The organism is Microbulbifer litoralis (assembly GCF_023634065.1).
Taxonomy (GTDB): domain Bacteria; phylum Pseudomonadota; class Gammaproteobacteria; order Pseudomonadales; family Cellvibrionaceae; genus Microbulbifer; species Microbulbifer litoralis.
Genome location: NZ_JALKCV010000003.1, coordinates 156,277 through 170,370, shown reverse-complemented (window position 1 = coordinate 170,370; position 14,094 = coordinate 156,277). Strand labels below are relative to the sequence as shown.

At 48.2% G+C, this 14,094-nt stretch carries 13 protein-coding genes; 9 read left to right on the top strand and 4 right to left on the bottom strand.

Annotated features, from left to right (window positions below; genetic code table 11):
- Window positions 1-2: 2 nt before the first annotated feature.
- The 3 genes from MWN76_RS06420 to MWN76_RS06410 all read left to right on the top strand — a co-directional run bounded on the left by MWN76_RS06420 (window position 3) and on the right by MWN76_RS06410 (window position 3,674).
- Complete coding sequence (locus MWN76_RS06420) at window positions 3-890, top strand: TniB family NTP-binding protein (RefSeq protein WP_250460312.1); 888 nt, start codon at window positions 3-5, stop codon at window positions 888-890.
- Between the two features lie 2 nt (window positions 891-892).
- Window positions 893-2,056, top strand: coding sequence for a TniQ family protein (locus MWN76_RS06415; protein WP_345780056.1), 1,164 nt, complete (start codon window positions 893-895; stop codon window positions 2,054-2,056).
- 274 nt (window positions 2,057-2,330) lie between these two features.
- Window positions 2,331-3,674, top strand: a complete 1,344-nt coding sequence (locus MWN76_RS06410) for an RES family NAD+ phosphorylase (protein ID WP_250460311.1) — start codon at window positions 2,331-2,333, stop codon at window positions 3,672-3,674.
- 171 nt (window positions 3,675-3,845) lie between these two features.
- On the opposite strand, the gene MWN76_RS06405 is transcribed toward MWN76_RS06410, so the two are convergent.
- Entirely contained in the window at window positions 3,846-4,187 is a 342-nt protein-coding gene (locus tag MWN76_RS06405) for a helix-turn-helix domain-containing protein (RefSeq protein WP_250460310.1), read from the bottom strand.
- 91 nt (window positions 4,188-4,278) lie between these two features.
- Between MWN76_RS06405 and MWN76_RS06400 the strand changes: the two genes are divergently transcribed.
- The 6 genes from MWN76_RS06400 to MWN76_RS06375 all read left to right on the top strand — a co-directional run bounded on the left by MWN76_RS06400 (window position 4,279) and on the right by MWN76_RS06375 (window position 10,654).
- Window positions 4,279-4,650, top strand: coding sequence for a lecithin retinol acyltransferase family protein (locus MWN76_RS06400; protein ID WP_250460309.1), 372 nt, complete (start codon window positions 4,279-4,281; stop codon window positions 4,648-4,650).
- 34 nt (window positions 4,651-4,684) lie between these two features.
- Entirely contained in the window at window positions 4,685-5,500 is an 816-nt protein-coding gene (locus tag MWN76_RS06395; RefSeq protein ID WP_250460308.1) for a metallophosphoesterase, read from the top strand.
- A gap of 57 nt (window positions 5,501-5,557) precedes the next feature.
- Window positions 5,558-6,121, top strand: coding sequence for a 3'-5' exonuclease (locus MWN76_RS06390; RefSeq protein ID WP_250460307.1), 564 nt, complete (start codon window positions 5,558-5,560; stop codon window positions 6,119-6,121).
- Between the two features lie 281 nt (window positions 6,122-6,402).
- Window positions 6,403-6,879 (top strand): hypothetical protein, encoded by a 477-nt coding sequence (locus tag MWN76_RS06385; RefSeq protein WP_250460306.1) that lies wholly within the window; start codon window positions 6,403-6,405, stop codon window positions 6,877-6,879.
- A 476-nt stretch (window positions 6,880-7,355) separates the two neighbouring features.
- The gene (locus MWN76_RS06380; protein ID WP_250460304.1) at window positions 7,356-9,878 is read left to right on the top strand and encodes an HsdM family class I SAM-dependent methyltransferase; all 2,523 of its coding nucleotides are present in this window, start codon (window positions 7,356-7,358) and stop codon (window positions 9,876-9,878) included.
- Complete coding sequence (locus tag MWN76_RS06375) at window positions 9,866-10,654, top strand: hypothetical protein (RefSeq protein WP_250460302.1); 789 nt, start codon at window positions 9,866-9,868, stop codon at window positions 10,652-10,654. Before MWN76_RS06380 ends, MWN76_RS06375 begins: the two co-directional genes overlap by 13 nt.
- A 121-nt stretch (window positions 10,655-10,775) precedes the next feature.
- Here MWN76_RS06375 and MWN76_RS06370 read toward each other — a convergent pair whose 3' ends face one another.
- The 3 genes from MWN76_RS06370 to MWN76_RS06360 all read right to left on the bottom strand — a co-directional run bounded on the left by MWN76_RS06370 (window position 10,776) and on the right by MWN76_RS06360 (window position 14,093).
- Window positions 10,776-11,351 (bottom strand): hypothetical protein, encoded by a 576-nt coding sequence (locus MWN76_RS06370; protein WP_250460301.1) that lies wholly within the window; start codon window positions 11,349-11,351, stop codon window positions 10,776-10,778.
- Complete coding sequence (locus tag MWN76_RS06365; protein WP_250460300.1) at window positions 11,348-12,073, bottom strand: AHH domain-containing protein; 726 nt, start codon at window positions 12,071-12,073, stop codon at window positions 11,348-11,350. The genes MWN76_RS06370 and MWN76_RS06365 overlap by 4 nt, the downstream gene beginning before the upstream one ends.
- Window positions 12,074-12,320: 247 nt before the next feature.
- On the bottom strand, window positions 12,321-14,093 hold the full coding sequence (locus MWN76_RS06360) for an ATP-dependent helicase (protein ID WP_250460298.1): 1,773 nt from the start codon (window positions 14,091-14,093) through the stop codon (window positions 12,321-12,323).
- Window position 14,094: the final 1 nt, after the last annotated feature.

Sequence of the window (14,094 nt, the reverse complement as noted above, 5' to 3'; positions counted from 1 at the left end):
GTATGCCACTTTCACACCTACACCCCAGTGTAAGAGATATCGTTGTGAGGGAGAAAGGTGAAAGGATTAAATGGCTGAAAGAACCCCGCTGGATTGGTTATCCTAAGGCGCAGGAAATATTGGCGAAACTTGATGATTTACTTCATCACCCAAGGGTTTCCAGAATGCCTAATATGTTGTTGGTCGGCGCTACAAATAATGGAAAGACGGAGATAGTAAAACATTTTGCCAGGCAACATTTGGCTTCTGAAAATCCAGGTGGTGAGCACATCGTTGCTCCGGTTATTTATGTTGAATCCCCTCCGTCACCCAGTGAGGGCGGGTTCTATTCAGAAATACTGACAGGCTTGTTTGAAACGGTTCCAGCATCTTCTGTTGATGCAAAACGTGCGAAAGTAGTCCATATTCTGGGGGAAATCCAAGTTAAGGTGTTAATCATTGATGAGCTTCACAATATGCTGGCTGGCGCGTCTGTTGGGCAGCATAAGTTTTTAAATATGATTAAGTACTTGAGCAACAAACTACAAATTTCTATTGTTGGATGTGGAACTGGTGATCTACTTCGTGCAGTAAGCGTTGATCCACAAATTCAAAATCGCTTTATACCAGAAGTTCTATCTGCGTGGAGAATGAATAGTGAGTATAGGCAGTTGTTGGCTTCTTTCGAGTCGCTCTTGCCACTTAAAGAGCAATCCAAGATTTATGATCCAGTTCTGGCAGGGAAAATACTGGCTATGACAGAGGGTTCAATTGGCGAGATCTCAAGTTTACTAAATTCAGCAGCAATATATGCAGTCGAGAAGGGTAAAGAAAAAATATCAGATAAAATTTTAGATGGTTGTGACTATACCCCGCCCAGTGATAGAAAGCTGAAAGCGTCCAGAGTATAAATGTGTTACCTGTCCATCCTCAGCCTAAGGAAGATGAATTACTGTCGTCGTGGATGGTGCGACTAGCTTTCAGTAATGGTTACTTTCTTCATTCTTTCTACTCGACTTTACTCGGATATAAATTGCCACTGTGGAATGTAGATTTAGATCGACACCAGCCAGACGGTTTGTTGGAGGTTTTGGCAATAAATACTGGACAAGCATTAGAGAGGCTTAAGCAGCTAACGCTGTCCGATTATCAAGGATATCTCTTTGATTCAATGACTGTTAATGGAAATTCAAGATGGATTTTGCCGTTAGGTATTTATCATCGCCAGCGTCAAAGAGCCGGATTACAGTTCTGCCCTGAGTGTCTCTCTGAGGATACTTTCTATAGAAAACGCTGGAGGTTGGCATTATTCTCTATGTGCGAAAAACATAGATGTCTACTCTTTGATAGATGTCCTGAATGCAAAGCATCAGTGTCTTTTCATAGAAATGGAATAGGGAAAAGAGGGTTATCTTTTCCGATAGATGGAATAGAAAATTGTTACAACTGCCACACGGATCTAAGTGGCGTAGAGCCAGTCTACTTCGAGACTACAGAACGCAGTATAATCAATAAATATATTTCTATTATTAGAGATTTTATTGTTGAACTATGGGGCATTGACAACAATGTTATACCATGCGCACCTCTATTCTATTCTGGGTTGCATTTTATTGCGAGTGCTATATTGGGGCATAGAGGCAAGTTGGCAAGGAAGAAAATTAAAGATGAATTGGGCTTAGATTTAAGTTACGTAGATCGTAAGAGGGGCATGAGCTTGGAATATTTACCTGCCCCTGAAAGATTACATTGTTTGTTGGCCGTTTCCTGGCTAATTGAAGAGTGGCCGCAAAGGTTCATAGAGTTTTGTGAGTCGACCGGGATTTCTAGATCTGCATTTTCTGACAATATTCTCAACAGTCCATTTTGGTTATCGAAGGTTATTGATACAGGACTCGATCATAGAGTCTACATTCCAACTACTGAAGAAATGATTAATGCTGGGAAATACATAGAAGAAAACAATTTTCCGCTAACGAAAAAAACTTTCTCGACTGTACTGGGAACATCAAAGACAGCAGCCAGTGCCGCTTACCAAGCCTACAAGGCTAGTGCAATTCATCGGGATAACAATTAAATATATGTATCGATCCAAAACCGATCTGATCGGCTACTAAAAGATCTGATCTCATCGTACGGCTGGATTCTTTAGAAAAAAGAATGTTGTTCAATTTCCCAGTAGACGAGTGAATAAAGCAGAGCTGTTCCAAACAGCAATACTAGAAATCGCTGATACAGTAACTTTGCTATATAAATGAATACTCATCGATTTTTATCGCTAAACCTATACGAGAATAGTGCACAACGGTGCTATGATCCGTCTGTCTGAGCAAGAAGATATGGTTCTATAGATGATGGAAGTATATGAAGAAGAATCTTTGTTTTGCAGTGAGTGTACGGAAGATCCTGGGCTGAAAAACAAAATCCGACAGCATGGCATAAATGGGCTGTGCAATGTCTGCGAAGAAGAAGCTGAGTACGCTGTCCGCTTCGATCAACTAGCGGACTGGCTTGAGAGAATATGGCGTGAGTGGTTCCATATCGGTGCTGAACGACCTGTGTTTTATTCTGACTCTGATAAGCCTGAATATGAACAGGTCGGCGATGAACCGGAGCTTCTTATCGGTGAGATTATTCAGTGCAAAGTTGAAGAGGAAGATGTTACTAAGTCATTGATAGAGCTCATGTCACGCGGGGATCAATATGAGGTGATGCAGGGAGGAGAACCTCTTGTAGATGACTGCCAGCTTTATCAGAAGCGCAAGCTTGACCATGCAGAAGGAGAAGAGCGCTGGAATAACTTCGTGTTGGACCTCAAGCACCATACTCGATATTTCAATTCGAGGGCGATAGAGCTTTTCGATAAGCTTTTTACTAACTTGAACGAAATTCGCGTTCCTGAGATCTCAATGGATGTCCCACTGCCAATACAGGGAAGAATTGATGCTGGTAAGTTAGTCGTTCGGGAGTTTGAACCTGGGTCCTTGGCGGTCTTTCGAGCAAGGAAGGTTGGAAACTCTGTGACCCAGTCTGAAATCATTAAGTCGCCCGACACAGAACTCAGTAATCCGCCTGATCGTTTGGCCGCAGAGGGACGTATGAATCCGAAGGGGATCAGCTATTTCTATGGGGCAGCAGATCGTGAAACATGTGTGGCCGAGCTGCGCCCGTCAATATCTGAAAAAATCATCTCTTCTGAATTTGAGCTAATTGAGCCGATTCGACTGCTGGACCTTACTTTACTCTCACGGGCGCATCATCAACGCATTGAGAGCATGTTTGATGATGATTACTTGGATAGGCTGGTACATATGCAATTGCTTCGCCAGCTGCACTGGCTGATTGCTCAGCCGGTATTGGATGGCGATGAGTTCGAGTATCTACCCACTCAGGCCATGTCTGAGTATCTGGCTCGGCGCACAAGCCCTCGAGTGGACGGAATCATCTTTAAATCAGTTCAGCGAGAAGGCGGGCAGAATATAGTGCTCTTCCCACATGTACTGAGGAATGAAAATCATAGTGCGATTGATTTTATGATCGAGGATTCCGCCATCCGCATTAAGCCAAACACGCTGGTAGTTCACGAAGTGGCCCGGATTGAGCATAATTTTAAGGATCGAAAGATAGTTGATGGTAAGCCAGAAATGCTGCCTGAGGATGACTTCTGCGACGATGACGGCTGGGGCTATCACTAGGAGGCTGTTCAGTGTACTTAGATACCTATATGTGTTTTCTAGAGTCTACATATCATTTTCGATAAGGCATAAAAATGATGGGTAGTGAAGTCTATGAGCAGCAATGTTATTGGTACCATCGTGCAGTTTGGGAGCATACAGAAACGGCAGGCGCTCCGGGAGCAGAATGCCCTACTGGGAGGCAATCACAAAGGCAGCGATCGCTGCAGCACCCAATAGCAGTAATCCGGATTTTGATTTCTTTTCCCGTTCTATGTGCACGCCATGCTTTCTGGCATTCGCATATGTCCGCTCGATACTCGCTGCTACTTGCATCATGGAGACGTTATAGCGTTGTGACAGCTCAAATAGCTGCTCCATGGTTAGTGAGTAATCGCCCTTTTCGAGCCTTGACAGGCTTGAAACTCCTATGCTGATACCCTCCACTGCCTGGTGTTGGCTGAGGCCTGCCTGAGTTCGGTAGTGCGCAAGTACGGCACCAACTACTTGATCAAAAACTATACCTGGGCGCATGTTGACACCTTCGCAAAGTTGTGCTTATATCAATATTGCTAATTTAGCAAATAAGATGAAATAGCAAAAGGATACCATAAGGAAATTTGCGATGATAAAAGTGCTGAAAATCGATCTGGGTCTGTATGATCATTGGGCATTGGTCTCTGATAGGTATCAGCGAGGTAAGCCCATGCTGATCTCAAACACATTGCGCAATGGAACAGTGGTAGAGGAGCCTTGGGATGACGTAGTGGCTGGCCGGCCATTCAAGGTCATTTGGATGCCTACACTGGAGTCAGCAACCAGCGTAATTTCTACGGCAAGATCACTTGTCGGTAAAGTGCGCTATAGCTTGGCCTATTACAATTGTGAGCATTTTGTCCGCGAAGTAGCGACTGGTATGAGGGAGAGCAAGCAAGTCAAGCAGGTGGCTACTGCCCTTACTCTGCTCGGAGCGTTCGTTTATCTAGCGAAGAAATGAGCTTGAAGCGGGCGATGGGCCTGTGGGAGTTGTTATGGCTACAGTCCTCAAGGTGGGCAGTAACCCGAAGGGGCGGGACTATGTGGTCGGGGATGTACACGGCCATTTCGACCAGCTAAACAAGCAACTGCAAAATCTACAGTTTGACGAGAGTTGTGATCGGTTGTTTTGCCTTGGCGACTTAATAGACCGGGGACCTGACAGTGAGGCCCTGGTGTCTCTAATTGATCAGCAATCCTACTTCTCTATCTTGGGCAATCACGAGGCGATGATGATTGCCGGATTTGAGAGATCTAGCGCTGTACCAATGCATAAAGCTAACGGAGGCTTGTGGTTCTACCGTCTTTCGGAAGCAGAGCAGCGACACTGCGTTGAATGGGCGCGAAAACTGCCCTGGGCTATTGAGTTGGATGTCGGGACCCGACGTGTCGGTCTGATCCATGCAGGCCTCCCAGCCAATAGCTGGACAACAGCGGTTCAGAATCTAAGAGCCATTGAGGAGGCTTGGGAAGCTGGCGCCGCATTTATCCAGAGCAGCGTGGCCGATGCCGCCCGGAAATTCCTTTGGGACAGATTCTTAGCTGTGCACCTATACCAGAGAATTTTGGCCTTGGGTGACGCTAAGCGCACCTTGGCTGAGTACAAAAAGCTCTTCACAGAGCGCCAAGATAGAATAGCTAAGGCCCCCGGAAAACTACTGGCGCCCTATCAAATTAATGGAATCGATGATGTGTATCTAGGGCACAATTTCGTTCCAACTGCAATCCAAGTGGGCAATTGCCACTTTCTGGATACCTTTCGCGGACATCCGGGGGAAGCGCTAAGTATTCTCTGCGTCAATGAGCGCTGACTGGCTTTGCCTCCAGCTCGTCCGAGCAATCCCTTACACCGTATAGACGGAGTTTTCATGCCCTATCGAGATTACTTTGATGACATCCAGCATCTGCTGATTGTAGATCTTGAGGCCACCTGTTGGAATGATCGCCCACAGTCTGTCGAGGTTATGGAAGTCATAGAATTCGGATTAGTTGTGGCCACTTTGAAAGGCGAGACTCTAGCAAGCCACAGTCAGTTGGTGAGGCCAACGATTAATCCGGAGCTCAGCGATTTTTGCTGTCAGCTCACTGGTATTGCCCGCGATCTGGTGGCGAGTGCGCCTGACTTTGCGGAGGCTACGAGTCTTCTTGACGTGTGGCTGTCTCAGCACGAGTACCAAGCTTGGGCCAGTTGGGGGCAATACGACTGGAGTCAAATTGACGTAGAACAATCGCGACACCGCTGTGCGCCTGAATTCTTCGCCAAGCCTCATATTAACCTGAAAGCCGTGTGGCAAGAAAAGACTGGCAAGAAGCGTCGCTCGGGTCTCGGTGGAGCCCTTCAGTCCCTTGGTCTGACTTTCGAAGGGCAGCAACATCGCGGTGAGGATGACGCTCGAAATATTGCCAGGATACTGCCTAGTTTGACTTTTTAGGTCAGCCCGCCCTCCAGCCCCCTCGAAGTGCGCGCCAAGATTCTATGACTCATAAAGCGACCTAGATGTGAGTCATAGAAGTGTACTCTATGACTCACACCGCGGGGTGCTGCACTCTCGCCGATAGGTTACTCTTCCGCCCCGCGGCCATGCGTCCAGCAGAGGATTCGTGCGCCAACTGGCGAGTTAGACGGATTTAGCGGCTCTATAGCCTTCCCTTGATTGATTTGGGTATTATTTAGCTAGAATCTGTTCTAAAATAAAAACAGTTTTGTTTGCGGATGAAAGCAGTTTTGGGGAAATTGTCGACAATCAGGTCGTTCACCGCGAAAGATATTTGTGCGGCTTTGGGTGGAATTAGCCGCTCGAGGTTGCATGTCTGGGCTCATTTGCCGCCATTCTCCGAAAGGCCAACACGTGAGAGAAGTGCGCGTCGCTTTACGAAAGCTGACCTGCTGACGTTTGCTGTACTGCAAACACTTGAGGACACCTTTGGTGCAAAGGGGAGAGATTTGGGGCGTGCTTCGGGCGCTATTCATAAATATTTGAGTGCACCACGTCAGGCGCCTGCTGAAGAAATGGTTTTCATCCCTCTGAAGTCTGGAGAGGCCCACTGGGTACAGGTACAAAGCATTACTTGCCAAGGGTGGATTGTTGATATGGCCAAAGAACGCGAACGAATTGATATTTTCCTGGGGGCTGAACCGTCACAAAAGGAACTTCACTTGATCGCAGACATCAAGTCGGGTCGGAAATAGGCCGGTTTATGGATTTACTACGGGACTTCGGCGCACCAAGCGGTAGCTGTGTCGATTTACATAATAATAAAGATGCTCGATGCCTGCGATACACCGACTTGGTCAGGAATCGAGAGGCCCCTCTTGTGGACTGTGTTGTGGAGCAGCAGTCTCAGGCACTGTTATACGTCGTAGACCAAATCCGTCTGCAAAGCAGAGATGTTTCTATTCCTGATCTGCGACGTACTCTCGCTATGCGGGGCGAGTCGGCTTGGCTTGGAATATTGAAGCCAGGGCGTTTGGATATATATGCCTCAGACCTGAAGCCAGCTCCTAATACAGAGCCTGTTTGGTTCGCACAGAATACTCACGACGCCCAGACTGTCCTTCCACGGTTAGCGCAAGGCGAAAATCTTGCGCCGCCCGCCAGCTTACGCTTGCGTGATGAACTTCTTCGCCTTATGACTGATGCTGGAGAGGCTCTTCAGGAGCTCGGCTTGTCAACACGCGAGACTATCGCTTTGACGGGGCGAGCACTTTTCTTTCGTTATTTGGTCGGCCGAAAAATCGTTCGTGACAACCACTTACCGAGCATTGCGCCTAGCTCCAAATTTTTGGGAGCGTGCTTTGATACCAGCGCCGCGCTAGCAGAAACCAATAGTTGGCTAGATCAAACCTTTAATGGTGACCTACTAGAATTGCCAACAACGGATTATCCGCGTTACTTCCGTAAGTTGATTCGCCAATATGGGAGGGGTGTTACTCAGCCTTTGAGCGCAATAATGTCGCTGGACACCGCTATTGCTCCTGGCGCTTCACAGCAGAAATTAGATTGGGGTGATTTAGATTTTGATCACCTGCCAATCGGGCTGCTGAGTGAAACCTATGAAGAGTTGATGTATCAGTTTGATGCAACAGCGCGGCGCTCCACAAGCGTATATTACACACCCTATCACATCGCCGAATACATGGTGGAAGAGGCGCTCCATGAGCATTCGGAGGGTTCCAAAGCACGTATACTGGATCCTGCCTGTGGGGCTGGTGTGTTTTTGGTCGCGAGTTTACGGAAGCTGGTGGAATTACGCTTTCGCGAAACTGGAAGGCGACCTTCGCGTCAGCAGATCCGGAGTATTCTTCACAGCCAGCTGACTGGTTTCGATATTAACACCCATGCCCGTACCTTAGCGGCGCTGGCCCTATACTTAACGGCACTTGAGCTGGATCCACATCCTGCTCCTGTAGAAGCTCTACGATTTAAGAAGTTGGAAGGTAGTGTCCTGATTGATGTCAGGGATCCTGACTGCGATCCCGACGAAATCGTTCCCATGGCCGGCAGTCTGGGTGACCATGTACCTGATAAATATCGTGGCGCTTTTAGCGTAGTGATCGGCAATCCGCCTTGGACGAGCTTAACATCCAAATATGCATCCATTGATGCAACTTTTACTAGGCGGTGTCGTGCCATTGCTGCTAGTAAAGGGCTCAAAGAGATAGCGCTGAGCTACCATAATCCAGATCGTGTGCCAGACTTGCCCTTTATATGGGGAGCTATGGAGTGGGCCAAGCCTGGAGGAAGGATTGCGCTGGCACTGGCTGGGCGCTGGTTGTTTAAACAATCGGCCAAAGGATGTGCAGCCCGTGATGCCATATTTGAAGCGCTGACCGTGACTGGTATCCTTAATGGAGCCTCGCTACGGCAGACCCGTGTATGGCCAAACGTTAGCCAGCCTTTCTGTCTACTATTTGCGGACAATCATCTGCCAAATCCAGATGGCCAATTTGTTTTTGTCAGTCCGTCTTACGAGCCTACTTTAAACGATAAAGGGTTGCTGAGAATAGATGCCAGCGATGCCCGCCCAATTCCTTTTGAATTGGTAAGAAACAATTCATTGGCACTGAAGGCGCTATATAGGGGTACAGTTCTAGATATCCCTATAGTTGATAAGGTTAGAAAAAAGACGAAGTATACTGTTCGCGATTACTGGGCAGAGCAACCAGGGCTTCACAAGGGGCAGGGTTTCCAGGTGGCAGGAAGAACCCGAGATGATAGCTTCCTTGTCGGGAAGCCAAGTCTGCAGGCAGACTATGATTGCCACCCATTTAGGGTGATTAACCGGCAACTTCAGACTTATACTAGTCAAGGTCTTCATCGGCCGCGGGAACCTGAAATTTACAAAGCCCCGATACTTCTAATTAGAAAAGCTTTCCGGGATGATCGAAGCCGTGGCCGGGCATTATTGGGCACCGAAGATTTAGCCTATTCAGAATCCTACTACGGTTACTCGGCCGAAAGTCACTTTCAGGGGGATTTTCTCACTCGTTATCTTCTTGTTGTTATTCACAGTCAACTTTTTGAATACTTCACTTTAATGACTAGTGGAGAGTTCGGGGTTGAACGTGAAGCACAGCAGGTAATTGATATCGATCGATTTCCATTTATACCTCCAGAGAATTTATCAAATAACGAAAGAGAGTCGATAGAATATTGCGCTGATCTACTAGTTAATAATCAACCGGATTGGCTTAAGCTAGACGGCACGATTGCTCGACTTTATGGTTTGTCGACGCGCGACCAGCAGGTCCTGTCCGATACTTTGGCTGTTGGTGCTCCATACGCTTCTGCACGCAATAGAGGCCTTAGCGCTATAACAAAAAAACAAGCTCAGGAATTTATCAGTCATCTAGAAAAAGAGCTGGCGAGTGTTTTCAGTGCGGGTGGGCATTTCGTGCAGGTTCGGGAGTTGGCAGGTGTCAGCGAGTCCCTGCCATGGCGTTTTTTCTCGATTTCCCTTGGTGATTGCGATTCGTTGCCTGGCCTACCAGCTCATTGGATTGAGCGCGCTGGGGATCTCAGTACAAGTCGGATTACCTTTTCAAATGATAATTTTCCCAGTCTCACGGTTGGACTCTTAGACAGTTATCGCTACTGGACAAAGAGCCAAGCTCGTTTATTAGCATCGGATATTATTTGGGAGTTTGGTGCTCAGTTAGAGGAGTTAAGCCAGCAATGCGTGGTTTGATGTATGGAAACAAAATTCTAGCTCAGGACCCTCGTCCTATATCTTTGTCTTTAATGGCAGTCATTCAAAATGCTCTCAGCTATGCATGGCGCATTCTTTTAATAGAGGTGGCTAACGGCCGGTTTTCTATTTGCAATCAAGATGAAGATGTAATCACCGAACAGCTCTATATGATTCTCTGCGAGCTGTACACCTCAGAGCAGGAGGTTATAGAAGGATTTTCACAATTTGAGACCCCGGTTCGAGAGGGAAATATGCGAAATCTAGAGGGAACGAAGTTAGATAATCAGCCTGATCTGACATTTCGGCCTCTCAAGGGCATAATACCTACGATAAATAGCGCGCCAACAGCAATATTTGTGGAGTGCAAACCAATAGATTCTCGACATCCTGTTTCCGGTACTTATTGTAAAAAAGGGATTAGCCGGTTCATTAGCAATAATTACGCTTGGGCTGTGGACCGTGCGATCATGCTTGCATATGTTCGCAACACATGCCCTTTACCCGAGGGATTAGCTTATGTGCTAGATGATAGTGCCGCTAAGGAAGACTATAAAATTCAAGGATCATTATCTCCACTTGGTAAAACAGCATCTGGAGATGCAGTTTACTATACTGTTCATGGCCGGGAAAAAAGCACTACGCCGGCTCGCATCGAAAATGCTAGGATCAGCCTGCATCACCTTTGGCTCTTTCCTGATAGGCCATGTGAAAATACTAGTTGTAAAGTTAAAGCACAGGCTAGGCAACCGGATATAGCTGAAACATTTGCGTAACTTTATGGATGGATTGTTTAGCTTTAGCAGAATTTAGGGGGTGTGCCACAGCTTAAAGCGACGTCGCGGCGCCAACAAATATTTCGCTGAATACTGTCTCCCCTTATTATATGTGGCTAAATTAGAAAGGATTAATTAAGTCCTCATCAAATCGAAGTCCCTCCAGTCCCAGCTCATTACATAGTGCCTTGAACGCAGAGGAGCAGTACAAAGCTCCACCGAACTGGAGCTTTGATTTGAATAGGAATCGTCCGGCTACATCATTATCGTCGAAGACTAGCGTCTCAAGACCAACAAATTCTCCATCCAGGTACTTCCTGACGCACAGTTCCTCGTCCTCCTTGCCATATGAGAGACAGTTGAAGGCGTACATCCGCTGACCATCCGCAGATACAGGTAGAAACTCCCCCTCAGGCGCCAAGCGCTCCTTCAGCAGGTCATATGCCTTGGCATTCAGGATCAGTTTGGCCCCGCCCCAGAGGGAGATGTCGGGAATCTCGGTGCTGCTGGGGGACAAAGGCGAAAATGTACTGGAGACTCCCTCTCCCCAGTGGGGTGTCAGCGGCTCACCGCCCCCAGAGTGGCCCAAGAACAGTGGTAGAAGGTCGTCATTCCCAAGCTGATCGCACAGAGTTAATGCGTCCAGCTTGAACGCCATGAAGCGCTCCGGAATGCTCTTGAGCTGATAGACCTTCATACTTCTTCACCTCTCCAAGAGGAGTCCTTCGGCATAGTGATTTCAGGCGGATAGCCGCCATATTTCAATTTCATTTTGATGTCTCGGAGTTCTGCCTCAAAAGCAATCTTAGGAAGCCCGTCCCGCTCAAACTTTACAGATATCCACGTCTCATAGTTATAACGGTGTATCTCTTTGTGAGCGGGTGCTTTCGGGGTGGCCCAATGGCCCTTGTGTTCAATGTTTCGTGGGAGCCAAGCTCCGTTTTTGGGGTCGCTGACGCCGATTCCATGGAGGTGCATATTGAGCCGGGCGTTTGCTATCCGATCCTGCAGCCAGCGACCTTTGCCGGGGATAACATGGTGAGCGTCGTGGTACGGGCTGGGTTTCGGCTCTGCCACGGCTGCCAAGTATTTGGCAAGATCATCCGTTGGATGGTGCGCCTCCTTGCTCATTTCCCGGGCCGATTTACTCTTGTTGCTCTCCCTATACTGTTCTAGCTCGGCTTGTATTTGTGTGAGGGCCACAATTCTGGTTCGTTCGCTTTGCAGATGCTCCCAGTCCCGATGAAAGGCTGCGTTCCGGGCTTTCGCCTGCTCGGGGGTCTCGTCATTAGGGGCGGCCTTGGCTTTTCCCAGGTGATATTCCTGACACTTTTGCTCGAACTGGTAAATGGCTAGTTCAAGAGGTGAGGGTGCCTTAGGGGGCGCGTTTGGAGCAGGGGGCTGTAGCAAGCCATCCATCGTTAAGTTCCTTTTCTGATGGTCTTGGTTTGGTATGCGGCCATACTGTAATTTAATTTCACGGCACACTCAATCCAGTTACCGCTCGCTTCCTTTACTGTATTGGCCGAAAGCTAATGGGATCCTCTAAAGATATATCAATGGAGGAAGATCGAAGATCCAGGTTCATAGAAAGTATTCGCATAATCACACATGCGTGACTTCGGCCAGAATTGCTCTTCTGTTTAAAAAATGATCTGGTCAAGTCTCAACTCTGCTGGCTACGTTGATAGAGTTCAGCAAGCCAGGGTGACTGATGGCCTTCTCTGTAGACTAGGCAAAGCTCCCTTCGGGCTCTTGTTACCCCAACATAAAAGAGTCGTCTTGCCTCTCGCATAGATTGACTGCTCTGATTGTCATGCCAGCTAGGAAGATCACCATTGTTTATGCCGAATAGGATAACGGCGTCGAACTCGCGGCCTTTGGCGCTGTGCAGCGTGCTCAAGGTAACCCGGCCGGTGTGCTCAGTGCGGCCAGAGAACATGCTGAGCGGCATATCGAGGTCGTGTGCCGGGTCAGTACGCTCTATCATTTCCGAACACACTTCCCATTCCTGGTGAGTGTTGTGGGCGATTACTCGCCATGTTTCGATAAGCTCGTGTAAAAACCGCTGTAGCCAAGTGTGAGTGGATTCACCCACGCCAATACTGCTACGGAGAAAAACTATCAGTTGATGTGACAGTGCCCGCTCCTCCTCCTCGCTCGCCCGTCGACCATAGACAATATTGAGCGCCTGGGTGAGAAGTCGTCTATAGGGCGGATCTGCCTCTCGCCACCCACCTGTCACCCAGCTGGCGCAAGCCTCGATGAAACGAGCAAGACGGGAACTTCGTCTCACCAGTGCTTTGCTGTCAGCTCGAACAAAGGCAGTATCTGTGCACTCGAGTGCTCCGGCAATCTTGTCACCAAACCGAGGAGCGGTGCGATAGAGGATCGCTATTTGTTCAGGTTGAAAGCTTCGATTGAGTAGTGTTGGCAAGACAATTTCAGCGATATGCTGCGCCTGCTGGTCAAGGTTGCCCTGCACGGGCCAATAGGTTATTTCCCCATCGATGGTATTATCAATCCCGTGATAGTCACGTTCCTCTCCAAGTGCTCCCATTGATGCCCGAATAATCTGCGTACCTGACCGATAATTGAAACGTAGGCGAATTACTTCGACACCGTCCTGGTCGGTGAGACTTTGCAACAGCGCTGGATTAGCGCCCGCGAAGCCATAAATTGACTGATCTACATCACCGACAGCAAATAGGCGTACACCGCCATCGAAACAAAGCAGCAACACTAGTTCGTGAAGCGCATAACCCAAATCTTGATACTCGTCGACGAATAGGACGGGAAATCTAGCGCGTAACGCATCACGTATCCAGCTATGCTCTTTTATCATGCGAAAGGCGATAAGAGGCATGTCATCGAAATCGATCAACCCTTTGCTGCGTAACTCAGCTTCATAAGCCTCAATGAAGTCAGCAAGATCCGGATTTCGCTCTCGCCAGTAAGGCAGGTTGCGATCGACTTCTGTAAGGCGTTTATGCACAGCGAATCGCCAGCGCCTATGTGGATCGTCTACGTCATCGAAAACGGTCCCATAAGCATCCTCAACTGCTACACGACACTCGTCTCGAGTCGCGATACGAAAGTCAGAAGGGAGAAGTCCCGGGATACAGCGCGCGTAGGGCGTAATGACTTGAGTGAGCGCAAAGCTGTGGACGGTGCCGATGAAACTACGGTCGCTGCTTGTGATGCCGAGTTTGGCGAGGCGTGTCTCAAGCTCCATCGCACATTCGTTGTTGTAAGTGATGCAGGCAACTCCGCGCGGTTCGACAACATCTTCCATCAGCGTCCGCGCCATTGCGGTAGTGAGAGTCTTGGTTTTACCGCTGCCTGGACCTGCCAGAACCACACAATGTCCGCGCTCATGCACGGCATGGTGTTGCTCCGTATTGCCTTCAAGATCTGTCAACGCTTTGGCTAGCGCCATA